22 protein-coding genes are annotated in these 23043 nt (G+C 75.9%); 1 reads left to right on the top strand and 21 read right to left on the bottom strand.

The genetic code is table 11. From position 1 onward, the window contains the following. Nucleotides 1-14: 14 nt before the first annotated feature. From BKA21_RS15955 to BKA21_RS15890, 14 genes are all read right to left on the bottom strand, one after another. Complete coding sequence (locus tag BKA21_RS15955) at nt 15-827, bottom strand: F0F1 ATP synthase subunit delta (protein WP_140459927.1); 813 nt, start codon at nt 825-827, stop codon at nt 15-17. Further along, entirely contained in the window at nt 827-1408 is a 582-nt protein-coding gene (locus BKA21_RS15950) for a F0F1 ATP synthase subunit B (protein ID WP_140459926.1), read from the bottom strand. The genes BKA21_RS15955 and BKA21_RS15950 overlap by 1 nt, the downstream gene beginning before the upstream one ends. After that, the gene (gene atpE / locus BKA21_RS15945) at nt 1405-1635 is read right to left on the bottom strand and encodes an ATP synthase F0 subunit C (RefSeq protein ID WP_140459991.1); all 231 of its coding nucleotides are present in this window, start codon (nt 1633-1635) and stop codon (nt 1405-1407) included. Before atpE ends, BKA21_RS15950 begins: the two co-directional genes overlap by 4 nt. A 103-nt stretch (nt 1636-1738) precedes the next feature. Next, nucleotides 1739-2593, bottom strand: a complete 855-nt coding sequence (gene atpB, locus BKA21_RS15940) for a F0F1 ATP synthase subunit A (protein ID WP_308439097.1) — start codon at nt 2591-2593, stop codon at nt 1739-1741. A gap of 92 nt (nt 2594-2685) precedes the next feature. After that, on the bottom strand, nt 2686-3177 hold the full coding sequence (locus tag BKA21_RS15935; RefSeq protein ID WP_308439096.1) for a Cg1360 family ATP-synthase-associated protein: 492 nt from the start codon (nt 3175-3177) through the stop codon (nt 2686-2688). After that, nucleotides 3174-4286, bottom strand: a complete 1113-nt coding sequence (locus BKA21_RS15930) for an MraY family glycosyltransferase (RefSeq protein ID WP_140459925.1) — start codon at nt 4284-4286, stop codon at nt 3174-3176. Before BKA21_RS15930 ends, BKA21_RS15935 begins: the two co-directional genes overlap by 4 nt. Beyond that, entirely contained in the window at nt 4283-5098 is an 816-nt protein-coding gene (locus BKA21_RS15925; protein WP_140459924.1) for an L-threonylcarbamoyladenylate synthase, read from the bottom strand. The genes BKA21_RS15930 and BKA21_RS15925 overlap by 4 nt, the downstream gene beginning before the upstream one ends. Then, a complete protein-coding gene (gene prmC / locus BKA21_RS15920; protein ID WP_140459923.1) occupies nt 5095-6033 on the bottom strand; it encodes a peptide chain release factor N(5)-glutamine methyltransferase in 939 nt (312 codons plus the stop codon). Before prmC ends, BKA21_RS15925 begins: the two co-directional genes overlap by 4 nt. A 1-nt stretch (nt 6034) precedes the next feature. Further along, nucleotides 6035-7144 carry a peptide chain release factor 1 gene (prfA, locus tag BKA21_RS15915; RefSeq protein ID WP_140459922.1) on the bottom strand — a complete coding sequence of 370 codons (1110 nt, stop codon included), beginning with the start codon at nt 7142-7144 and terminating at the stop codon, nt 6035-6037. 161 nt (nt 7145-7305) lie between these two features. Continuing rightward, nucleotides 7306-7521, bottom strand: coding sequence for a 50S ribosomal protein L31 (rpmE, locus tag BKA21_RS15910; RefSeq protein WP_140459921.1), 216 nt, complete (start codon nt 7519-7521; stop codon nt 7306-7308). A 180-nt stretch (nt 7522-7701) separates the two neighbouring features. Then, nucleotides 7702-9726 (bottom strand): transcription termination factor Rho, encoded by a 2025-nt coding sequence (gene rho, locus BKA21_RS15905; protein WP_140459920.1) that lies wholly within the window; start codon nt 9724-9726, stop codon nt 7702-7704. Between the two features lie 339 nt (nt 9727-10065). Then, nucleotides 10066-11013, bottom strand: coding sequence for a homoserine kinase (gene thrB, locus BKA21_RS15900; protein ID WP_140459919.1), 948 nt, complete (start codon nt 11011-11013; stop codon nt 10066-10068). 11 nt (nt 11014-11024) lie between these two features. Continuing rightward, entirely contained in the window at nt 11025-12116 is a 1092-nt protein-coding gene (gene thrC, locus BKA21_RS15895; protein WP_140459918.1) for a threonine synthase, read from the bottom strand. A 58-nt stretch (nt 12117-12174) separates the two neighbouring features. Beyond that, a complete protein-coding gene (locus BKA21_RS15890; protein ID WP_140459917.1) occupies nt 12175-13494 on the bottom strand; it encodes a homoserine dehydrogenase in 1320 nt (439 codons plus the stop codon). A gap of 247 nt (nt 13495-13741) precedes the next feature. Between BKA21_RS15890 and BKA21_RS15885 the strand changes: the two genes are divergently transcribed. Then, nucleotides 13742-14416 (top strand): biliverdin-producing heme oxygenase, encoded by a 675-nt coding sequence (locus BKA21_RS15885; RefSeq protein WP_140459916.1) that lies wholly within the window; start codon nt 13742-13744, stop codon nt 14414-14416. On the opposite strand, the gene BKA21_RS15880 is transcribed toward BKA21_RS15885, so the two are convergent. The 7 genes from BKA21_RS15880 to BKA21_RS15850 all read right to left on the bottom strand — a co-directional run bounded on the left by BKA21_RS15880 (nt 14385) and on the right by BKA21_RS15850 (nt 22873). Continuing rightward, nucleotides 14385-15410, bottom strand: a complete 1026-nt coding sequence (locus tag BKA21_RS15880; RefSeq protein ID WP_140459915.1) for a DUF916 domain-containing protein — start codon at nt 15408-15410, stop codon at nt 14385-14387. The two genes, BKA21_RS15885 and BKA21_RS15880, sit on opposite strands and share 32 nt — an antisense overlap. A gap of 144 nt (nt 15411-15554) precedes the next feature. Next, entirely contained in the window at nt 15555-17336 is a 1782-nt protein-coding gene (locus BKA21_RS15875; protein WP_140459914.1) for a hypothetical protein, read from the bottom strand. 96 nt (nt 17337-17432) lie between these two features. Beyond that, nucleotides 17433-18698 (bottom strand): hypothetical protein, encoded by a 1266-nt coding sequence (locus tag BKA21_RS15870; RefSeq protein WP_140459913.1) that lies wholly within the window; start codon nt 18696-18698, stop codon nt 17433-17435. Then, entirely contained in the window at nt 18695-19831 is a 1137-nt protein-coding gene (locus BKA21_RS15865) for a hypothetical protein (RefSeq protein WP_203793518.1), read from the bottom strand. The genes BKA21_RS15870 and BKA21_RS15865 overlap by 4 nt, the downstream gene beginning before the upstream one ends. Beyond that, nucleotides 19828-20733: a heme ABC transporter ATP-binding protein gene (locus BKA21_RS15860; protein WP_140459912.1), complete on the bottom strand. Its 906-nt coding sequence runs from the start codon at nt 20731-20733 to the stop codon at nt 19828-19830. The genes BKA21_RS15865 and BKA21_RS15860 overlap by 4 nt, the downstream gene beginning before the upstream one ends. After that, the gene (locus BKA21_RS15855; RefSeq protein WP_140459911.1) at nt 20730-21770 is read right to left on the bottom strand and encodes a FecCD family ABC transporter permease; all 1041 of its coding nucleotides are present in this window, start codon (nt 21768-21770) and stop codon (nt 20730-20732) included. Before BKA21_RS15855 ends, BKA21_RS15860 begins: the two co-directional genes overlap by 4 nt. After that, nucleotides 21767-22873, bottom strand: a complete 1107-nt coding sequence (locus tag BKA21_RS15850) for a heme/hemin ABC transporter substrate-binding protein (protein WP_140459910.1) — start codon at nt 22871-22873, stop codon at nt 21767-21769. The genes BKA21_RS15855 and BKA21_RS15850 overlap by 4 nt, the downstream gene beginning before the upstream one ends. Between the last annotated feature and the right edge of the window lie 170 nt (nt 22874-23043).

The following is a 23043-nucleotide window of genomic DNA, read 5'->3' as shown; positions in this document are numbered from 1 at the left end:
ACCGGAGCGGTAGGTCAGCCGGCGAGCTGTCGGCGTGCGTCGGCGAGACGGGCGAGGACGGTGGCGTCGATGACGTCGGGTCCGGACTGCACGCGCAGCCCCCCGACGACGTCCTCGTCGACGACCACGTTGAGCTGGACCGGCCGGCCGAGCGCCCGGCCCACGAGGTCGGTCAGCCGCGTCGTCTGCGTGGCGGACAGGGGCGAGGCCGTCGTGACCGTCGCGACCTGACGGCTGCGCAGCTCCGCGATCAGGTCGACCACGTGCAGCAGGGTCGTCACGTACCGACGCCCGCGGGGAGCGACGGCCGCGCGGCGCGCGACCACGGCGGTCACGGGCGCGGCCCGGCCCCCGAGCAGCGTGTCGACCAGCTCGCCGCGCGCCTGCGCGGGGTACGACGGCTCGAGCAGGTACCGCCGGACCTCACGCTGGCCGGCGAGGGCCCGCGTGATGCGGAAGAGCTCGTCCTCGACCCGCTCGAGCGCGCCGTCCGACTCGGCCGTCGCGAGCACGGCGAGCAGCGCGAGCCGCTCGACGGCCTCGGTCAGGTCCGCGTCGGCCGACCAGCGGCTGCGGACCAGGACCTGCGCGACCTCGACGGTGCGCGGGTCGGCGCCGTCGAGCAGACGGCCGACGAGGCCCGCCTTGGCGTCCGCCTCGATCGACGGGTCGGCCAGCGTGCGCCGCAGCGAGCCGGACGCGTCGAGCGCGTCCACGAGGGCGAACAGCTCCTGCCCCAGCGTGAGCGCCTGGGGACCGGCCTCGCGCAGCACCGGGGACCACTGCCCCTGGGCGGCCACGAGAGAGGCCCGACTCGTGCCGCGCATCAGCTCCCCTTGCTCGCGCTCGTGCCGACGGTGCTGGTCTCGAGCTCGTCGAGGAAGCGGTCGACGACGCGCGAGCGCCGTGCCTCGTCCTCGAGCGACTCGCCCACGATCTTCGACGCGAGCTGCGTCGCGAGGGCACCGACGTCGGCGCGCAGCGACACGGAGGCCTGCTGACGCTCGGCGTCGATCTGCTTCTGGGCGTTCTCGAGGACCCGGTGGGCCTCCTCCTGCGCCCGGACGCGTGCCTCGGCGACGATCTGCCCGGCCTCGGTGCGCGCGTCCTCACGGATGCGCGCCGCCTCGGCACGGGCCTCGCCCAGCTGGCGCTGGTTCTCGGCCAGGGCCTGCGCGGCCTCGGCCTGCGCCGTCTCGGCGAGCGCGAGCCCGCCCTCGATCTTCGCGGTGCGCTCGTCGAGGACGGCCTGGAACTTCGGCAGCACGTAGCGGTAGAACGCGACGCCGATCACCACGAGGACGACCGTCGACCAGACGAGGTCGTACGCGGCCGGCAGGAGCAGCGAGATGCCCGCCGGCGCCTCTTCGGCGGCCGTCACGACGGCCGCGACAGCGGCCGTGCTCACGTGAAGAGGAAGCCGGTGATGAGGCCGAGGAGGCCGAGGACCTCGACGAACCCGATGCCGATGAACATGGTGGTGCGCAGCTGGCCGGCGACCTCGGGCTGGCGCGCCATGCCCTCGACGGTCTTGCCGATGAGGATGCCCAGACCGATGCCCGGGCCGAGCACCGCGAGGCCGTAGCCGACGGTCGCGATGTTCCCGGAGACGGCGTCAGCGGCGGCGAGGATCATGCTGGTGTCTGCCACGGTGGCTCGTTCCTTCCGTTGGGTCCCCGGCCGGTCGGCCGGGGGCTCGTGGGACCGCGGGGCACGAGGCCCTGCGGTGGTCGGTGGGTCAGTGCTCGTCCGAGATGGACAGGCTGATGTAGACGGCGGTGAGGACCACGAAGATGTACGCCTGGAGCGCGGCGACGAAGACCTCGAAGAGCGTGATCGCGAACCCGCCGAGCAGGCTCGGCACGGCGAAGACGGTCATCGCCGAGGCCGAGCGCACGAAGTAGTCCGTGGCGGCGAAGCACAGCACGAGCATGAGGTGCCCGGCGACCATGTTCGCCATGAGTCGCAGCGCCAGCGTCGCGGGCCGCAGGATGAAGACCGTGAGGAACTCGACGGGCGTCAGCAGCACGTAGAGGAACGGCGGGACGCCGGGCGGGAAGAGGCTCGCCTTGAGGAAGCCGCCCAGCCCGTGGGCCCGCACACCCGCACCGAGGTACATGACGTACACCCACAGGGCCAGCATGATCGGCAGTCCGATGAGGGACGTGCCGGCGATGTTCAGGCCCGGGATGATGCCGGTGATGTTGAACGCGAGGATCGCGAAGAACAGCGTCGTCAGGAGCGCGACGTACTTGTGCGCCTTCTCCTTGCCGATGATGTCCTCGGCCACGTTGACACGGACGAAGTCCAGGAGCATCTCGATCGCGTTCTGCCCGCGGCTCGGCACGAGGCGCGCCCGACGGGCGGCGACGACCATGATCGTCACGAGGACGACCACGGCGACGAAGCGCACGATCTGGAGACGGTTGATCTCGAAGAACGTGCCTTCGAGGAGGATCGCCGGCGGGAAGAAGTCCGCGATGGTAGGCACGTGGAACGTGTTCTCGTCCGCGGCGAGCGGCAGGATCGTCGCGATGCTGGACAGTGCGGTCTCCCATGGTCGTGATGCCGCGCCGCGCGTCGTCGCGGGCACGCTGGTGGCACCTGGCCGTCGTGGATGAGTGGAAGCCTAACCCATGGATCGGGCGGTTCCGGACGGTCGTGCGGGTCCGTCCGGGTGAGCGGTCAACGGACCTGGGTCCCGGGCTCGACGTACGGCACGCGCCCCCCGCTGACCGCCCGGTAGTCGAGCAGCGCCGAGCCGACGACGCCCAGCGCGAGCACCGCCGCGAGCACTCCGCGGTGGTAGAAGTCCAGGTCGCGGATCAGCGCGAGGACGACGATCACCACGAGCACCTTGGCCAGCCAGGTGCCCATGACGACGGCCGCCATCGTCGCCGGCGCCGCGTGCAGGGTGCGCAGCATCGCCACCACCGTCGTCCCGGAGAAGACGAGCGCGAGGCCGACCGCGACGAGCGCCCCCCACACGCCCGGCAGCCCCGCCACGAACCAGCCCACGCCCACACCGAGCACCGCCAGGGCGCCGAGCAGCACGAGGGTGTCGCGCAGGGCCCGGCGCAGGACGGCGGCCGTCGCGTCCCCGGCACGGGGACCGGCGGCGGCCGGCGGGACCGGACCGCCGTCGGCGGGGGCGGGCTGCTGCGGGTCGGTGGTCACGGGGTGGCCTCCACGGAGGTCGGGGTGCGCCCGCGCAGCGGGCCGAGGGTCAGGGCGACGGCCGCGAGCATGCCCGCACCGGTGACGACCAGCACGGTCGTCGTCGAGAAGACCGCCAGGCCGGCCACGCCGAACGCGAGCACGGCCGTCCACACGTACATGATGCCCACCGCGCGCCGGTGCGAGTGCCCCAGCGCCAGCAGGCGGTGGTGCAGGTGCATGCGGTCGGGGTGGAACGGGCTCTTGCCGCTGCCGATCCTCCGCACGATCGCGAGCGTCATGTCCAGCAGCGGCAGGACGAGCACGGCGACGGGCAGCAGGATCGGCATGTACGCGGGGAACTGCACGCGCTCGACGACCGCGGCCGGGTCGATCTGGCCCGTGACGACGATCGCGCCGGCCGCCATGACGAAGCCCAGCAGCATCGAGCCCGAGTCGCCCATGAAGATCCGGGCCGGGTACACGTTGTGCGGCAGGAACCCCAGGCAGATGCCGACGAGCACCGCCACGATGAGGGCGGCCAGCGAGGAGTAGTCCTCGCTGCTGGTGCCGCGCGTGAGCAGGTACGTGTAGAGGAAGAACGCGGCCCCGCCGATCGCGATGACCCCGGCCGCCAGCCCGTCGAGCCCGTCGACGAAGTTCACGGCGTTCATCGCGACGACCACCGAGACGACCGTGACGAAGACCCAGGTGCGCGGCGAGCTCACGAGCACCCCGCCGATCGGGAGCTGGTAGAGCAGCACGCCCTGCCAGGCCAGGAACCCGGCCGCGAGGACCTGCCCCATGAGCTTGGTGAGCCAGTCGAGGTCCCAGATGTCGTCCGCGACGCCGAGCGCGACCACGAGCCCCGCCCCGCCGACGATCCCGACGATCGGCCGGGAGTTGTCGAAGACCCCGTCGAGGAACGTGATCTGGCTGGCCATGACGAAGGCGACGAGCAGACCCGCGAACATGGCCAGCCCGCCGAGGCGCGGCGTCGGGATGGCGTGCACGTCCCGGTCGCGCACCGCCGTGATCGCGCCCCAGCGCAGGGCGCACCAGCGGGCGACCGGGGTCGCCAGGTAGGCGACCGCCGCGGCGATCGCCATGACGAGGAGGTAGACCCTCACCGGTCGCCGTCCACCCTCTCGTCGTCGCCCGCGGGCGCCGGGGCGGCGGCCGGGCCGTCGGACGGGGTCACGTCGGGCTGCGCCGCCGCGGCCGCGGGTTGCGTCGCCCCGGGTTCCGTCGCACCGGGCCCGGTGCCCGGCGCGTCAGCAGTCTCCTGCGGGGGCAGCGGGGCCTCGACGGGCGTCACGGCGTTCAGCGCCTCGAGGTCGAGCGCCCCGAGGCGGACCACGCGCAGCACGTCGCCGGTGGCGTCGACGATGGTCGAGGCCACTCCCCCGGGCGCCGTGCCGCCGTCGAGCAGGACGGGCACGCTCGCTCCGAGCTGGCGGTACGCCTCCTGCACGGTGGTGGCCGCGGGACGGCCCGTGCGGTTGGCGCTGGAGACCGCGAGCGGCCCCGTGCGGCGCAGCAGCGCCAGGGCGACCCGGTGGTCGGGGACCCGCAGCGCGACCGTGCCCCGGGTCTCGCCCAGGTCCCACGCGAGCGACGGCTGCGCCCGCAGGATGATCGTCAGGGGCCCGGGCCAGAACGCGTCCGCCAGGGCCCGCACGCCGTCGGGCACGCTCGTGGCCAGGCCGTCGAGCGTCCGCACGTCCGGGATGAGGACCGGCGGGGGCATGTGCCGCCCGCGGCCCTTGGCGTCGAGGAGGGCCTGCACGGCCCGCGGGTCGAAGGCGTCGGCCCCGATCCCGTACACGGTGTCGGTCGGCAGGACGACGAGCTCGCCGCGCGAGACCGCGTTCACCGCCTCGTCGATCGCGGGGCCCCACGTGCCCGGGTCGGTCGCGTCCTTGATGCGCACGAGACTCACGCGGGTGAGTCTCCCACGCCCGCGGGCGCGACCCGCCGTGCGACGAGGGTCCGGGGCCGCCCGGTGAGGTCCGGCACGGTCCGCACGTCCGTGAACGCCCCGGTCGCCAGGGCCGCGGCGCGCGCGGCGGCGTCCTGCACCTCCGCGTGCTCCATGACGAGCAGCCCGCCGGGGGCGAGCAGCCGGGCCGCGGCCACGAGCACGGCCCGCGGCACGTCGAGGCCGTCGGCGCCCCCGCCGTACAGGGCCAGGTCGGGGTCGTGGTCCCGGACCTCGGGGTCGGTCGGCACGGCGTCGGGCGGGATGTACGGCGGGTTGGAGACGACGACGTCGACGCAGCCGTCGAGCTCGGCCAGCAGCGCGGGGTCCCGCACGTCGCCCTGCACGACCCGCGTGCCGAGGGGCGCGACGGCGCCGGCGTTGTGCCGGGCGAGGCCGACCGCGTCGTCGGACAGGTCGACCGCGACGACCTCGCTGCCCGCGACCTCCGTCGCGACCGACAGCGCGATCGCGCCCGTGCCGGTGCACAGGTCGACCACCCGGGGGGTGCGCCCCGCCGCGACGAGGCGGGCGGCCTCGTCGACCGCGAGCTGCGCGACCGTCTCCGTCTCGGGCCGCGGCACGAACACCCCCGGCTCGACCCGCAGCGTCAGGTGCCGGAAGACCGTGTGCCCCGTGATGTGCTGCAACGGCTCGCGGGACCGCCGTCGCTCGACGAGCGCGGCGTACTCGGCCGCGAACCCCGCGGGCAGCGGCGGGGGCAGCACGAGCTCGACGCGGGGCAGGCCGAGCGCGTAGGCGGCCAGGGCCGTCGCGTCGTGGCGCGGCGAGCCCACGCCCGCCTCGTCGAGCACGCGCGTCGCGCCCTCGACGTACGCGCGCAGGCCGGGTGCGGCACCGGTGTGCCGGAGCCCGTCGGGGACCCGCCCGGCCACGTCAGACCACCGGCCCGTCCGCGCCGGCCGCGGCCAGGCGCGCGGCCTCGTCCGCCGCGACGGCCGAGGCCAGCACCGGTCCGAGGTCGCCGTCCAGCACCTGGTCGAGGTTGTACGCCTTGTACCCGGTGCGGTGGTCGGCGATGCGGTTCTCGGGGAAGTTGTAGGTGCGGATGCGCTCGGACCGGTCGACGGTGCGGACCTGCGACCGGCGGGCCTCGCTGGCGGCCGCGGCCGCCTCCTCCTGCCGGGCGGCCAGCAGGCGTGCGCGCAGGACGCGCATCGCCTGCTCCCGGTTCTGCAGCTGGGACTTCTCGTTCTGCATCGACACGACGATGCCCGTGGGCAGGTGCGTGATCCGCACGGCCGAGTCGGTGGTGTTCACCGACTGGCCGCCGGGGCCGGACGAGCGGAACACGTCGATGCGCAGGTCGTTCGCGTCGATCTCGACGTCGGCCTCGTCGTCGGCCTCGGGGAAGACCATGACGCCCGCCGCCGAGGTGTGGATGCGGCCCTGGGACTCCGTGACGGGCACGCGCTGCACGCGGTGGACGCCGCCCTCGTACTTCAGGTGCGCCCACACCCCGTCCTCGGGCGCGCCGGCGGCGCGGGCCTTGACCGCGACCTGCGCGTCCTTGACGCCGCCGAGGTCCGAGGGCGTCGCGTCGAGCACCTGCACGCTCCACCCCTGCCGCTCGGCGTAGCGGGTGTACATGCGCAGCAGGTCGCCGGCGAACAGCGCGGACTCCTCGCCGCCCTCGCCCGCCTTGACCTCGAGGATGACGTCGCGGCCGTCGTCCGGGTCCCGCGGCACCAGCACGCGGCGCAGCCGCTCGGCGGCCGTGTCGGCCGCGGCGCGCAGCTCGGGCAGCTCGGCCGCGAACGCGGCGTCCTCCCCCGCGAGCTCGGCGGCCGCCTGGGCGTCGTCGGCCGCCGCCCGCCACGCCCGGTACGCCTGCACGACCCGACCCAGCTCGGCGTACCGCCGGCCGAGCCGTCGGGCGCGCCCCGCGTCCGCGTGCACGGCCGGGTCGGCGAGCTGCTGCTCGATCTCGGCGTGCTCGGCGAGCAGGGGGGCGACGGCGGGCGGTGCGCCGACGGTCTGGCTCACGCGGGGCTCCTCGGGTCAGGGCACGGACGGGCTGGCACGGCGGTCGGGCACGCACCGGTCACCCGGCGGCGCACCCCCGCAACGACGCAGCGCCGGTGCGCGGGCGGACACGACCATGGAGGGCCGTCGTCCGCGCCACGCACCGGCGCTGGACGCAGGTGCTACTTGCCGGCCTTCTTGCCGTAGCGCGCCTCGAAGCGGGCGACGCGGCCACCGGTGTCGAGGATCTTCTGCTTGCCCGTGTAGAACGGGTGGCAGGCGCTGCACACGTCGGCGTGGATCTTGCCGGTCGTCACGGTCGAGCGCGTGACGAAGGTGCTGCCGCAGGTGCACGTCACCTCGGTGACGACGTACTCCGGGTGGATGTCAGACTTCACGATGATCTCCTCGGTGGGGAGCCCCCGGGTCCGGACGCGCTGCTCGCGCCGGTGAACCGCAGGCCAGCAGACGATTGTGCCAGAACAGCGGGCGGGGCCGGAAACTTCCCTGGTCGGGCGGGCTCCCGGCACCGGCCCTGCCGCGACGGCCCGCCCGGCGGGGCGGGCCGTCGCGGCGGGTCAGACCGTGCGGGCGACGCCCTCCTCGAGTGCGGGCGCGTGCGTGCCCGGGGTCGTCTTCTGCACCTGGAGCAGGAACTCGACGTTCGAGCGGGTCTCGCGCAGCTTGCCGAGCAGCAGCTCGATGGCCTGCTGCTGGTCGAGGGCGCCCAGCACGCGACGCAGCTTGTAGACGATCTTCAGCTCGTCGTTGCTCATGAGCACCTCCTCGCGGCGGGTGCCCGACGCGTTGACGTCGACGGCCGGGAAGATGCGCTTGTCGGCCAGGGAGCGCGACAGGCGCAGCTCCATGTTCCCGGTGCCCTTGAACTCCTCGAAGATGACCTCGTCCATCTTCGAGCCCGTCTCCACCAGCGCGGAGGCGAGGATCGTCAACGAGCCGCCGTTCTCGATGTTGCGCGCCGCGCCGAAGAACCGCTTGGGCGGGTACAGCGCCGACGCGTCGACGCCGCCGGACAGGATCCGGCCCGACGCCGGCGCGGCGAGGTTGTACGCCCGCGACAGCCGGGTCAGCGAGTCGAGCAGCACGACGACGTCCTGGCCGAGCTCGACCAGCCGCTTGGCGCGCTCGATCGCGAGCTCGGCGACGATGGTGTGGTCGGACGCGGGACGGTCGAACGTCGAGGCGATGACCTCGCCCTTGACCGTCCGCTCCATGTCCGTGACCTCCTCGGGGCGCTCGTCGACGAGCACGACCATGAGGTGGACCTCGGGGTTGTTCGCGGTGATCGCGTTGGCGATCTGCTGCATGACGATCGTCTTGCCGGCCTTCGGCGGCGCGACGATCAGGCCGCGCTGACCCTTGCCGATGGGCGCGACGATGTCGATGACGCGCGGCGTGAGCCGACCCGGCTCCGTCTCCAGGCGCAGCCGCTCCTGCGGGTACAGGGGCGTGAGCTTGGTGAACTCGGGCCGCTGGCGGGCCTCGTCCGGGTCCATGCCGTTGACGGTGTCGAGCCGCACCAGCGCGTTGAACTTGCTGGGGCGGTTGCCCTGCGCGGCCGGCGGCTGCTCGCCCTCGCGCGGCTGGCGCACCGCGCCGGTGATCGCGTCGCCGCGGCGCAGCCCGCTCTTCTTCACCTGGTTGAGCGAGACGTAGACGTCGTTCGCCCCGGGCAGGTAGCCCGACGTGCGCACGAACGCGTACGACTCCAGCACGTCGAGGATCCCCGCGACGGGCAGCAGGACGTCGTCGTCGGCGACCTCGACCTCGTCGGGGCCCGCGAGCTCGCCCTGCGTGCCCCGCCCGCGACCGCGCTTGCGGTCACGGTCGCGGTACCGGTCGCGCGAGCGACGGCGGCGGCCGCCGCGCTCGTCGCCGTCGTCGAGGCGGTCCGCCTGCTGGCGGTCGGCCGGTGCGCCGTCGACGACCTCGCCCTGACCGCGGTCGGCCGCCGCACGCTCTGCCTGACCGCGCTCGGCACCGCCGCGGGCCGCGCCGCGCGGAGCACGGTCGGACGCCTGCTCCTCGCGGGCGGGACGCTCGGCGTCACCGGTCGGCGCACCCGCGCCCCGGCCCGCGCGGCGCGACCGGCGCTCGCCGGCCTCCGGCGCGGGGCGCTCGTCGCCCGGGGCGAGACGGGCGTCGAGCGCCGCCTCCAGCCCGGCGAGCGCGTCGCGCCGCGGTGCGCCGGACGTGCGCTCGGGCGACGTCACGGGCATCTGCGGGGCCTGCTCGGCCTCCGGCTCGGGGCGACGCTCGGCGGACGGCTCGGCCGTGACCGGCCCCGCGGAGCGTGCACGCCGCGCCCGGGTCGGACGCTCGGCCGCGACCGGGGCGTCGCTGCGCCCGGCCGACCGGTCCTCCAGGGGCTGGGCCCGCTCCGGGGCGGGCTCGGCGGCCCGGGTGCCGCCGGAGCGGGCCGCGGAGATCGCCTGCACGAGGTCGCCCTTGCGCATCTTGCTCGTGCCCTTGACGCCGAGCTGGGACGCGAGCGCCTGGAGCTCGGGGAGCCGCATCGTCGAGATGCTCCCCCCGGCCGAGCCGCCCGCGGTGCTCGTGGTGGCGTCGATGGTGTCTGTCACGAAGGATCCTTCCCCCTCGTCGGGGCCCGCCCGCGGTCGGGCGGGGCCTGCGCCCGGACGGCATGACCGGGCGGGGTGTGCGGGCCGCGCGCGAGGCGTACCACGACGACTGCTCGCGCGGGCTGGACGGCCCCCTCGTCGTCGACTCGTGTGACCGTCCGGCGTGACCGACAGGGGACGCCCGACGCGCGGCACGAGGTCGCACGGGGTTTTTCGGGGGTCCTGTGGATCCACAGGGGGCCGGAGGACGAGGTCCGGGGAACAGGGCGATGCTATCACCGCGCACGTCACGGCCGGGTAGATCGACCGCCGTTCACCCCGCCGTGGGGCCGGCGCCGGTCATCGGCCCGCGACGTCCGCCACGACCGTCGCCGACGCACCCGCGGTGTCGACGGGCAGGGCCGTGACCCGCCAGCCGTCGGCGTCGGACGCCACGGCCTGCGCGAGCGCCGCGTCCGCGTCGGTGGCGCCCGGGCCGGTCCGCCGGGCGAGGGCGAGGACCGTGGGGCCGGCGCCCGAGACCACGGCGGCGACGCCCGCGGCGCGCAGCGCGTCGACGAGCGCGAGCGACCGCGGCATCACCGGGCGCCGGTGCTCCTGGTGCAGCAGGTCCTGCGTCGCGGGCAGGAGCAGGTCGGGCCGCCGCCCGAGCGCCTCGACGAGCAGCGCCGCCCGGGCGGCCTGCGCGGCGGCGTCGGCGTGCGGCACCTGGGACGGGAGCACCCCGCGCGCCTTCGCCGTCGACAGGTGCTGGGCGGGCACGGCCACGACGGGGACGACGTCGGGGTGCACGGGCAGCCGCACGGCGCGCACGTCGTCGGCGTCCGTCCACGCCAGGGTCAGCCCGCCGAGCAGCGCGGGCGCGGCGTTGTCGGGGTGGCCCTCGATCTGCGTCGCCAGCGTGAGCACCGCGTCGTCGTCGAGGGCGTCCGGGTCGGCGAGCAGCGCGCGCGCCGCGAGCACGCCCGCGACGACGGCGGCCGCGGAGGACCCGAGGCCGCGACCGTGCGGCACCCGGTTGCGGCACACGAGGTGCAGCCCGGGCTGCGGGGCGCCGACGGCGTCCAGCGCGGTGCGCAGCGCGCGCACCACGAGGTGCCGCTCGTCGTCGGGCACGACGCCCGCGCCCTCGCCCTCCACGTCGACCCGCACGCCGGGCGCGTCGAGCACGTGCACCTCGAGCTCGTCGTGCAGCGCGAGCGCCAGGCCCAGCGCGTCGAAGCCGGGGCCGAGGTTGGCCGAGGTCGCGGGCACACGGACGCGCACGTGCGCGGCCCCGATGCGCATGCCGGTGCCCCTCAGGCCAGGCCGAGCGCGTCGGCGATCGACACGACGTCGGTGCTGACGCGCTGGGGGCGCACCTCGTCGCCGTCGGCCGTGCGCAGCGCCCACTGCGGGTCCTTCAGGCCGTGGCCCGTGACGGTCACGACGATCCGCGCGCCCGCGGGGACGCGCCCCTCGTCGGCGAGCGCGAGCAGCCCGGCCACGCCCGCGGCCGACGCGGGCTCGACGAAGACGCCGGCCTCGGCGGACAGCACGCGGTGCGCGGCGAGGATCTGGGCGTCGGTGACGGAGCCGATGAGCCCGCCCGACACGTCGCGGGCCTCCTCGGCCTGCTGCCACGAGGCGGGGTTGCCGATGCGGATCGCGGTCGCGATGGTCTCGGGCGCGTCGACGGGGTGGCCGAGCACGATCGGCGCGGCGCCGGCCGCCTGGAAGCCCCACATGACCGGGGTCCGGGTCGCCACGGCCGGGTGCGCGTCGCCCGCGTCCAGGCCCGCGTACTCACGGTAGCCCTTCCAGTATGCGGTGATGTTGCCGGCGTTGCCGACCGGCAGCACGTGCACGTCCGGGGCGTCGCCGAGCGCGTCGACGACCTCGAAGGACGCGGTCTTCTGCCCCTCGATGCGGTCGGGGTTGACCGAGTTGACGAGCTCGACGGGGTACGCCTCGGCGAGCTTGCGGGCGGCGACGAGGCAGTCGTCGAAGTTGCCGTCGACCTGCAGCAGGAGCGCGCCGTGGGCGACGGCCTGGCTGAGCTTGCCCATGGCGATCTTGCCGTCGGGGACGAGCACGGCGCAGACCATCCCGGCGCGGGTCGCGTACGCGGCGGCCGACGCCGACGTGTTGCCGGTGGACGCGCAGACCACGGCCCGGGCGCCCCGGGCGGCCGCCGCGGAGATCGCGGTGGTCATGCCGCGGTCCTTGAACGAGCCCGTGGGGTTCATGCCCTCGACCTTGAGGTGCACGTCGGCGCCCGTGCGGGCCGACAGCGCGGGGGCGGGCACGAGCGGCGTGCCGCCCTCCCCCAGCGTGACGACGTGCTGCTGCACGTGCGCGGGCAGGCGGTCGGCGTACTCGGCGATGATGCCGCGCCACTGGTGGGCCATCGGTGGGTCCTCGGGGTCGGTGCTGCGCGCTGGTTCGGGGTCCTGCGGGGCGTGCGGGTCAGAGCACCGGCAGCACCTGCACGACGCGGTGCACGGCGTCGAGGGCGTCGACGACGTCCACGGTCGCGCGCACGGCGCGCTCGGTGGCGGTGTGGGTGGTGATGACGAGGGTGGCGACGGGCCGGCCGTCCGCGTCGAGCGCGGTGGTCTGGCGGACCGCCTCGACGGAGACGCCCTGGTCGGCGAGCGCGCCGGCGACGGCGGCGAGCACGCCCGGCCGGTCGGCCACCTCGAGGCGCACCTGGTAGCGGGAGCGGGCGTCGCCGGCGGGCAGCACGGGCAGCGCGGCGTAGGACGACTCGACCGGCCCCTTGCCGCCGAGCACCCGGTGGCGCGCGACCTGGACGAGGTCGCCGAGCACGGCGGACGAGGTCGGCGCACCGCCGGCACCACGGCCGTAGAACATGAGCTCGCCGGCGGCCTCGGCCTCGACGAAGACGGCGTTGAACGCGCCGCGGACGCTCGCGAGCGGGTGGTCGGCGGTGACCAGGACGGGCTGGACCCGCACGAGCACGCCGGCGGTGCCGTCCTGCCCGGTGGCGCGCTCGGCGACCGCGAGGAGCTTGAGCACGTGGCCCGTGCGGGCCGCCCAGGCGACGTCGTCGGCGCTGAGCCCGGTGATGCCGGTGCGGTCGACGTCGTCGAGGCCGACGCGGGTGTGGAACGCGAGCGACGCGAGGATCGCGGCCTTCGCGGCGGCGTCGTAGCCCTCGACGTCGGCGGTGGGGTCGGCCTCGGCGTACCCGAGGCGCTGGGCCTCGGCGACGACCTCGTCGAGGCCGAGGCCCTGGGTGGTCATGGTGTCGAGGACGTAGTTCGTGGTGCCGTTGACGATGCCGAGCACGCGCTGGACGGTGTCGCCCGCGAGCTGCTCGCGCACGGGCCGCACGATCGGGATGGCCCCGGCGACGGCGGCCTCGTAGTAGAGGTCGACGCCCGCGGCGTCGGCGGCGGCGTACAGCGTCGGGCCGTCCTGGGCGAGCAGCGCCTTGTTGGCGGTGACGACACCGGCGCCGTGCGCGACCGCGTGCAGCAGCAGGGTCCGTGCGGGCTCGATCCCGCCCATGACCTCGACGACGACGTCGGCCTTCTCGACCAGCGACGTGGCGTCGGTGGTGAGCAGCGCGCGGTCCACGACCGGGTCCCGCTCGACGTCGGCGTCGCGCACCCCGATCCCGACGAGCTCGAGGCGCGCACCCACCCGGGCCGCGAGCTCGTCGCCGTCCGTGACGAGCCGGCGCACGACCTCCGTGCCGACGACGCCGCAGCCGAGGACGGCGACGCGCAGGGGCGGGTGGGTGTCGGGCGACGGGACCACGGGGGTGCCTTCCTCGGGACGGCGGCGGGCGCGCACCGCCCCGGGGGACGGTGGTCTGGCCAGGATAGGGCGGGGGCAGGGGCGGGCGGACCCGCGTCCGGCCCGCGGGCGCGTCGGACCCACCCCACCCGTCGCCGGGTCTTGTGAGGTGAGGCTTACCTCATCTACGCTGCGACGTGACACACTGTCAGAACGACGGCACCCCGCCGTGCGTCCGGCACCTCCCCCTCCCCCAGGAGCAGCCCCGATGAGCGCAGCCACGCACACCACGGTCGACGCGGAGCCCGTCGGCACGGTCCCGCTCTCCGCCGCCCTGCGCGCGGGCACCCGGCAGGAGCACACCGAGGCCGAGCGCTCCTCGTTCGTCGAGCGCCTCGTCGCCGGCGAGCTCGACGTCGCCGCGTACACCGACCTGGCCGCGCAGCAGCACGCCGTCTACACCGCCCTCGAGGCGGCCGGCGCCCGGCTGCGCGCCGCCGGGGCCGACGGCGGCCTCGTCTTCGACGAGCTCGAGCGCGTGCCCGCGATCAAGGCCGACCTCGCGGCGCTGCTCGGCGACGGCTGGCGCGCGCAGGTCCGGGTGCTGCCCGCCACGACGGCCTACGCGACCCGGCTGCAGGCCGTGGGCGACGACCTCGTGCTCTACGCGGCCCACGCCTACACCCGCTACCTCGGCGACCTGTCCGGCGGGCAGGTGCTGCAGCGGATGATCGCCCGGCACTACGGGCTGACGGCCGGGCTGTCGTTCTACGACTTCCCGCAGATCCACCGCCTCAAGCCCTTCAAGGACGTGTACCGCGAGCGCCTGGACGCCCTGCCGCTCACTCCGGCGCAGCAGGCCGGCGTCGTGGCGGAGGCCCAGCTGGCGTTCCGCCTCAACCGGGCGATGTTCACGGACCTGGGCGCGGTGCACGTGCGCTGAGACGCGGGAGCAGCAGGCCGAGCCCCACGGCGGCGCCGAGCAGCAGGACCTGCGCCCAGGGGACGGCCCACGTCGTGGCCGTCAGCGACCGGGGCTCGGCCGAGCCCGCCCCGAGGCCGACGCCCTCGACGAGCACGTCGACGTCGGCGCGGGCCCGCCCCAGCGGCCACACGCCGTCGACCTGGACCTGGCGCACGAGGACGTCGCCGGGCAGGAGCTCGGGCAGCTCGTCGACGACCTCGACGGCAGCCGCTCCCCCGGGGCCCGCGACGCGCACGGCGGCCGTGCCCGCCAGTCGGGTGTCGCCCGTGTTCTCCACCGTGTACGTCACGAACGCCGCCGTCGGGGCGAACGGGTTCGCCGAGCCGGTGACCTCGACCGCGCCGTCGCGCGCGGCGACCGCAGGGACCGCCTCGCCGGCGACGCGCACGTGCACGCGCGCGCCCATCCGCCGGTCGACCTGGACGGTCTGCCCCGGCTGGGACGTGCGCAGCGAGGTGACGACGCCGGCGGCGTGGTCGCCGGGGCGCGCGTCGGCGGGCACCTCGACGACGAACGGCACCTCGACCTCGGCGCCGGGCGCCAGGTCCACCGACGACCGGTCGACGCGGACCCAGGTGCCGAGGTCGGTCGACGGCGTGCCGGGGGCCAGGAGGTCGAGCGCCCCGGACGGCGTGGTGAACGCGTCGGCGGCGTAGACGTCGAGGGTCAGCGGGTCGGCGCCGTGGTTCGTGACGACGAGGACGTCGTCCACGACGTCGCCCGGCTCGACCTCGTAGACGAAGTTCGCCCGTGCGGACCCGTCCGCGGCCGCCGCGGGCCGCACGCCCCACGAGACGGCACCGTCGCCGCTCGTGGTCGTCGTCGTGGTCGTGGTCGTGGTCGCAGGGACGGTCGCGGCTGCGGGGGCGGCGAGCGCGAGCGCCGCGGCGAGGGAACCGGCTGCGGCGACGAGCAGCGCGCGGACGGGGGTGGGCGGGACGGTTCGGGGCACGGGGGTTCTCCGGGGGCGAGGAGGGACGCACCGGACGACCCGGCCCGCGGGGGCCGGGTCGTCCGGTGGTGCGGGCCGGCGGAGGGGAGGTCCGGCCCAGGTCGGGGCGGCGCCGTCAGGACGGCGCAGTCCGGACGAGCGCCATCAGGACAGCGCGGTCAGGACGAGCGTCGTGCTGTAGCTGCCCGGCTCGGTCGTCAGGGGCGCGAGCAGGCTCAGGCCGGCGTCGACCGCGACGGAGCCCGCCGCGTGCCCGGCGGGCGCCGAGACCAGCGTGCGCGACGAGCGCAGGCCGTCCGTCGCGGCAGTCCCCGGGGCGACGGTGGCGCCGGCGACCGCGCCGACGGTGTTCGTGCCGAGGGTGGGGCTCCAGCCGAGCGACTGGCCGCCGAACGTGAGCGCACCGTCGGCGGTGGCGAAGTCGCCGACCTGACCGCTGAGCGACCACGCGGGCGCACCGGCGCGGGTGTCGGTGACCGTGACGGTGCGCAGCGCGCCGGACGCGCCGAACCCGGCGGCCGTCGGCTGGGCGACGCCCAGGCTGACCGCGGACGTGCCGCCGTCGACCGCCCAGACGAACTCGCCCGGTCCGGGCTCCTCGGGGTCGACCTCGTCCGGGATGTCGACGACCACGGGCAGCCCGTCCGCGTCGACGAACGTCAGCGGCGTGACGGTGTCCAGGCCCCGGTAGGGCGAGCCCTGCGCGGCGAACGTCACGACGTTGAGCGGTGTCGTCGCAGCGTCGTACGTCGTCGTGCCCTTGGTGTAGACCGGTGCGACGTCCTGGAAGGTGACGGTGAACGACCCGTCGGCGGCCAGCTGCGCACCGGTGGCCGTCTCCGCGCCGGCGAACGACGTGCGCACGTACTTGGCGTGCTGGAAGGGCGCGGCGCTGAGGTACCACGCGTCGCCGACCAGCGGGCCGACCGCGACGTAGATCCCCGCGGCCGTGCCGTCCGTCGCGGCCGTGAAGCCGGTCCCGGTGACGGTGAGGTCGGTGGTGCCGTCCGCCGCGAGCGTCGTCGTGGAGACCTGGACCTGCGGGGTCGCCGGCGCCGGGACGTCCTCGGCGACCGTGAACGCGACGTCCACGGGCAGCGCGGGCTTGTTGTCCTGCATGCCGCCGCAGCCGGTCGAGTAGAAGTGCGGACGGACCGACGCCGGGACGGCGCCGACGAACGCCGGGGCCCAGGAGCCCCACCAGCCGGTGGCACCGCCGGTCGCGGTGCACGTCGTGGTCTGCGCCGCGCTGTCGGCCGTCGTGACCGTCACGCCCTGGTAGTCGGGCGAGAACCGGACCTCGCCGTCTCCGGTCACGTCGATCGAGCCCTCGTCGAACGTGACGACCGTGAGGCGGCCGTAGGAGGTCTCCGCGACGGGGTTGCCGCTCATGTCCGTGCCGGCGCCGAGCGTGAAGTCGAACGACAGCTCGCCGGAGCCGTCGGCCGCCACCTCGAGCTGCGGGTCGGAGTAGACCTCGTTCGGGGCGTTGAAGCTCGCCGGGTAGGCGTTGACGGTGTAGCTGCCGTCCCAGACCAGGTCGACGGCGCCCGTCGCGGGGTCGGCGGTGCCGGTGCCGCCGGTGAAGCGCACCGCGTTGGGCGTCTGGCCCGCCTTGCTCGTCGGGAACGACGTGGCGGGCACGGGGTCGACCAGGTACTCCTGCTGGGTGCCGCCCGAGACGCTGCCGGCGAGCACCGTCGCGGTGCCCGTCAGGTCCTTGAACGTCCAGGCGCCGAAGATCCCGACCTGGGCGTAGCCGCTCAGGCCCCAGGTGAACGTCGCGTCGTCCACGTCCTGCACGGCCGCGCTCGCGGGGGTGGCGGCGACGAGGGTCGCCGTCCCGCCGAGCACGAGCGCACCGAGGCCGGCCGTCGTGCGCGTGCGCCACGTGGCGCCGCGTCGGCCGGTCGCTGCAGTGAACATCGGTGTCCTTTCGTCAGTCGTCCCCGCGGACCGCGGGTCGGATCTCACTTAGGTTAGCCTTACCTAATTAGAACGACAAGTCCCGTTCGGGCGGTCTCAGCGCGCCCACGGCAGCACGAGCCAGCCCTTGACGAACCCCGCGACCGCCGCCGACGCCGCCGTCAGCAGCCCCGCGACCGACCACGCCAGGGCCTGCCCCTCGAGCACGAACCACCCCGTCACGGCCGCCGCCGCCGGGATCAGCGAGGCCGCCGCCAGCACCGTCGCGGCCTGCAGGGCGGCCACCGCCGCCGCAGGCCCGGCCGACGCGACCTCGGAGGCCGCCGTCACGGCGCGCGCCACGGGCGACGACGCACCCCCCGCCGCCGCGGACCCGCCCGACGCGCCGCCCACCGGCGCAGCCGGGGCCGCCGCGACCGGGGGCGCGACCGGCGCAGGGACCGGCGACGACGCGTCCCAGCTGACCGCCACCGGCGTCGCCGGCTTGGCCGCGTCCCGCGCCCCGCCGCTCGTGTACCAGTACGACGCCTGCCCCGTCCTGGCCTGGAAGCGCACGAAGTCCTGCGGGAAGGCCCCCCAGAAGGCGGCGTTCGACGCGTCCCGCGCCGCCTGCGCCGTCCCGTCGGCGGGCATGTCCACGCGCACCCCGAGGTACTCGGGCGTGACCATGAACCCGTCCGCCCCCAGCTCCACGCCGCGCAGCGTCGCGAGCGTCACCGGCGTCGACGGGACCGGCGCCCAGGCACCCGCGTCGGCCATGCTCGCCGCGTACCCCGACGCCGTGGCCGTGAGCGTGCCCGTGCCGTCGGCGTCGACCGTGAGGACCGGGTCCGACGCCGACCAGTACGTCATCCCCCCGTAGAAGGCCACCGTGAACGACCCCGCCCAGCGGACCGTCGCGGTGCCCTCGTCGAGGTCCACCGAGCCGACCCCGCCGTCGAGCACCACCTGGTTCTCGGACGCGCTCGCGGGCGAGGCCGCCTGCACCGGCTGCCCGTCGCGCGCCAGGCAGCGGCCCGCCCAGGTGGCGGTGCGCCACGTGCCCGACGCGTCCGGCTTCTCGACGCGGACGTCGCCGTCGGTCGCGGCCCACAGCCCGTCGGACTGCGACCACACCCGGGACGAGCCGGCGTCGCCCGCGCGTCCCGCCGACAGGAAGTTGCAGCCGCCGAAGTACGCCCCCGCACCCGCCTCCAGGTTCAGACCCCAGCGCAGCTGGGCGTCGACGACCTCGAGCCCGCCGACGTCCGGGATGACGACCTCGACCTCGACGTCGTCGGCCACCGCGGCGGGTGCCGCCACCAGTGCGGCCCCCAGGCCGAGCACGGCCGCCGACGCGGCACGCAGCAGGCGCGCGCTCATCGCGCACCTGCCAGGGCGGGCTGCGCGGCACCGGCGGCGCGGCGCCTCCGCCGCGCGGTCGCGGCCGACGAGACGACGAGGACCACGAGGAGGAGCGCCGCGACCCCCACCGCGACGGTCGCGGGCGTCGTCACGGGTGGCTCGGCGGCGGCCCCCGCGGCCGCGGCCGCCACGACCGGGTCCGCCACCACCGTCAGCTCGACCTCGGCCACCGCGCCCGACGCCGCGGCGGTCAGGCCCAGCACGTGCGTGCCCGGGCGCAGGTCCGCGGGCAGCTGGAGGACGCCCGCCACCTCGCCGTGCGCGCCGGCGACGAGCGGACCCAGCGCCGCCAGGCCGCCCGCGAGCGCCGCCACGACCTGCTCCCCCGGGGTGAAGCCCTGCCCGGTGAAACCCACGACGCGCCCCTGCACGACCGTGGTCGAGTCGACGCCGACCCGCACCGCGCCCGGGCTCGGGACGGCCGCGGTGGCCGGTGCGCCGCTCGTGGCGGGTTCCGGGGCGGTGGCGTCGTCGGGCTCGTCGCCCGCGGGAGCGGGTGCGGCGGCCCCCGGGAGAACCACGTCGACGGGCGTGAACGTCTCGTTGGTGGCGTTCTTCACGCCGTGCGCGCCGATCGTGATGACGCCGCACGTGACCTGCGTGCAGTCGACCTCGGTCGGCGCTCCCGAGCGGTCCGTCGCGGTGAACCGGGCGCCGGGGACGAGCAGGGTCGTGCTCCAGGTGCCGTCGGCGTCGACGACGCCGCCGTTGGCCGCGGCCGCGGTGTCGGACCCCGGGAACGCGACGAAGCGCTGGTGACCGGCGTTGTCGGCGCTCTCGCTGTCGGGGACGTAGCGCAGGTCCTGCCCGGTCAGGCCGCCCTGCGAGGGGCGCCAGGAGCCGGTGGTGTCGACCCAGCCGAACAGCACGTAGATGCCGCCGTGGGCGGAGGGCACCGACTGGAACCCCGTCCCGGTCAGCGTCAGCGTCGTCGTGCCGTCCGCCGCGACGGCCGCCCGGCCGTCCAGACCCACGACGTCGACGCGTGCCGCCGCGGCCGCGGGGCCCGCCGGGGCCACGAGCCCGAGGGCGACGAGGACCAGCAGCACGGTGAGCGCCGGCGCGGTCCGGTTCCGGAGGGCTGCGGTCACGGGACGACCTCGCAGGGACGGGCGGCGGCGGCCGCAGGGTGGTCGGCGGGATGGTCGGCGGGCTGGTCCGCGCCGTGGTGCGCGGACGGGGCGGGGTCGCCGACGGGGCGGGGCCTGCGCACCGGGAGGATCACGACCTCGTCGGTCCCGACGCGCGGCACGACCTCGAGCGGGTGGCCGTACACCTCGGTGAGCAGCGCCGACGTGAGGACGGCGTGCGGCGGGCCGTCGGCCACGACCCGGCCGTCGGCGAGGACGACGACGCGGTCGGCGTAGGCGGCGGCGAGCGTGAGGTCGTGCAGCACGACGACGACGGCGCAGCCGGTGCGGGCCGCGGTGCGGGCCCGGGCGAGCACGGCCTCCTGGTGCCGCACGTCGAGCGCGGCCGTCGGCTCGTCGAGGAGGAGCACCCGGCCGTCCTGGGCGAGCACGCGGGCGAACGCCGCGCGGGCACGCTCGCCGCCGGACAGCGTCGGGAAGGTGCGTCCGGCGAGCGGGACGACGTCGGCGTCGACGAGCGCGCGGTCCACGACGGCGTCGTCGTCGGCCTCCCCCGGTGTGCCGCGCCACGGGTGCCGTCCCATGGCGACGACCTCGCGGACCCGGAAGGGGAAGGACACGCGGACCTCCTGGAGCATGACCGCCCGCTGCCTCGCCAGGTCCGTCAGGGGCAGGTCGCGGAGGTCGGCGCCGTCGAGGAGCACCTGCCCCGCGTCGGGGCGCGGCTCGCCGGCCAGGACGCCGAGGAGGGTGGACTTGCCGGCGCCGTTGGGCCCGACGAGGGCCACGACCTCCCCGGCCCGCACGTCGAGGTCGACGTCGTCGAGCACGCGGTGCGCGCCGTACGCGAGCCGCACGCCCCGGGCCGCGAGCACGACGGCACCGGCCGCCGTCGCCGTCATGCCCAGCCTCCCGCGGTGCGACGGGTGCGGCGGATGAGCCAGAAGAAGAACGGGCCGCCGACGAGCGCGGTGAGCATGCCGATGGGCAGGTCCGCGTACGGCACGGCGGTGCGGGCCACGAGGTCGGCCCCCAGGAGCAGCACGGCCCCGCCGAGCGCGGACGCGGGCACGAGGACCGCGTGCCCGGGCCCGACGACCATGCGCACCACGTGGGGGACGACGAGCCCGACGAAGGCGATCACGCCGACGAACGCGACGGCGCCGGCGGTGAGGACGGCCACGACGACGACGGCCGTGAGCCGCAGCCGCTCGACGTCGACACCCAGGTGCCGGGCGTTGCGCTCGCCGAGCGCGAGCAGGTCGAGGCGGCGGGCCAGCAGGAGAGCAGCCGCGACGCCGACCACGACGAGGGGCGCGACCACGCCGACGTACGCCCACCGGGTGCCGTTGAGGCTGCCGAGCTGCCAGAACACGATCTGCTCCCGGGCCTGCGTGTCGCCGAGGAAGGTGAGGAACGCGACCGCGGCACCGCCGACGGCGTTCACCGCGACGCCGGTGAGCACGAGCGTGACCACCTCGGTGCGCCCGCCGGCGCGGGCGGTGGCGTACACGACGAGCGTGGCGACGAGCCCGCCGACGAAGGCGAGCAGCGCCACGGTCCAGGGCCCGGCGAACGCCCACCCGGTGACGATGACCAGGCACGCCCCCACGGCGGCGCCCGACGAGACCCCGACGACGCCCGGGTCCGCGAGGGGGTTGCCGAACACCCCCTGCATGACCGCGCCGCCCGTGGCCAGCGCGGCGCCGACGAGCAGCGCCATCGCGACCCGCGGGAACCGGACGGTCCACAGGGCCGCGTCACCGTGGGGGTGGGTCGGCACCGGACCCACGTCGAGGCCGACGCGGTGCAGCAGCGAGCCGAGCACCTCGGCGGGCGGCACGTGGAGCTGCCCGGTGCCGGCCGAGACCAGGGTGAGCACGACGACGGCGACCCCGAGGCCCCCGAGGAGCAGCGCCCGGGCGGGTGCCGGGCTCACGCGTCGTCCTGGCCCGGTGCGTACAGCGCGACCGCGAGCGCGTCGAGCACGTCCGCCGTCGCCGGCCCGAAGCTCAGCACCTGGGAGTCGGCCATGTCGACGACGCGGCGTCGCTCGCCGGCCGGCGTGCTCGCGACGGCCGGCAGCCGCTCGAGCAGCCCGTCGACACCGCCGACCGACTCCAGGCCGTCGGTCATCATGAGGATCACGTCGGGTGCGGCGGTGACGAGGCCCTCGTCGGTGAGCGGCCGCATGCCCTCCCAGCCGATCTCGCCGGCGACGTCGACGCCGCCGACGGAGTCCACGAGCGAGTCCGCGCCCGACCCCTCGCCGAACAGGTAGTAGACGCCGGCCTGGCCTCGCGCGTAGAGGAACATGATCCGCAGCCGGTCGGCCGGGTCCGCGGGGGCGACGGCCGCGATCTCGGCGATCTTCGCGTCGATCTCGGCCCTGGCCCGCTGGGCGAGCTCCTCGCCCTGCGCGGGGACGCCGAGCGCGTCGGCGACCTGCTGGACCAGGTCGCCGACGGTCGCGACGTCGCGGTGGGGGTCGACGACGACGACGGGGACGCCCGCGTCACGGACCTGGAGCACCGCGTCCCAGGGGCCGAGGGTGGTGTCGGTGACGACCACGGTGGGGGCGAGCTCGAGGATCGCCTCGGCGGACAGGTCGTGCCCGCCCGTGGTGACCAGCGGCCGGTCGGCGATCTCCGCGAAGCCGGACGAGACGTCCCGGCCCACGACGTTCGCACCGAGGCCGAGCTCGAAGACGGTGCGCGAGAGGGTGCCGTACACGTCGAGCGCGAGGATGCGGCTGACGTCGGTCACCGTGACGGACGTGCCCTGCACGTCGACGACGCTCGCGGGCAGCTGCGGCTGCGGGTCGTCGGCGACGGGGCGCACGGCGGCGTCGGCGACGACCGCGGTGCTGGGGCCCTCGACGGCGCGGGGGTCGACGACGGGCGAGACGTCGGCCAGGCGGGCCCCGCCGTCGGCGACCGGCCCGGCCGCGCCCCCGAGCGTGCTGCACGCGGCCAGCGCCGCCGTCGTCGTCAGGGCGGCGGCCGCCCTCACCAGCCGCCGCCAGGTCGCTGCCGCACGCACGCCGCCCACCGCCTTCGTCGTGGAGGAGCGACGCACCCGCGTCGCAGAGGTGAGCCTAACCTCACTGAGGTTTGCCTATCCAACCTTCTGAGCGGTGGTCTGCGCCACACCCGCCGGTGCACGACGACGGCCGCCGCCCAGGTGGGCGACGGCCGTCGGGACCAGGTCAG

Source organism: Cellulomonas oligotrophica (genome assembly GCF_013409875.1).
In the GTDB taxonomy this organism is placed as follows: domain Bacteria; phylum Actinomycetota; class Actinomycetes; order Actinomycetales; family Cellulomonadaceae; genus Cellulomonas; species Cellulomonas oligotrophica.
The sequence above is the reverse complement of the archived record's forward strand: the minus strand, read 5'-3'. Positions and strand labels throughout refer to the sequence as shown.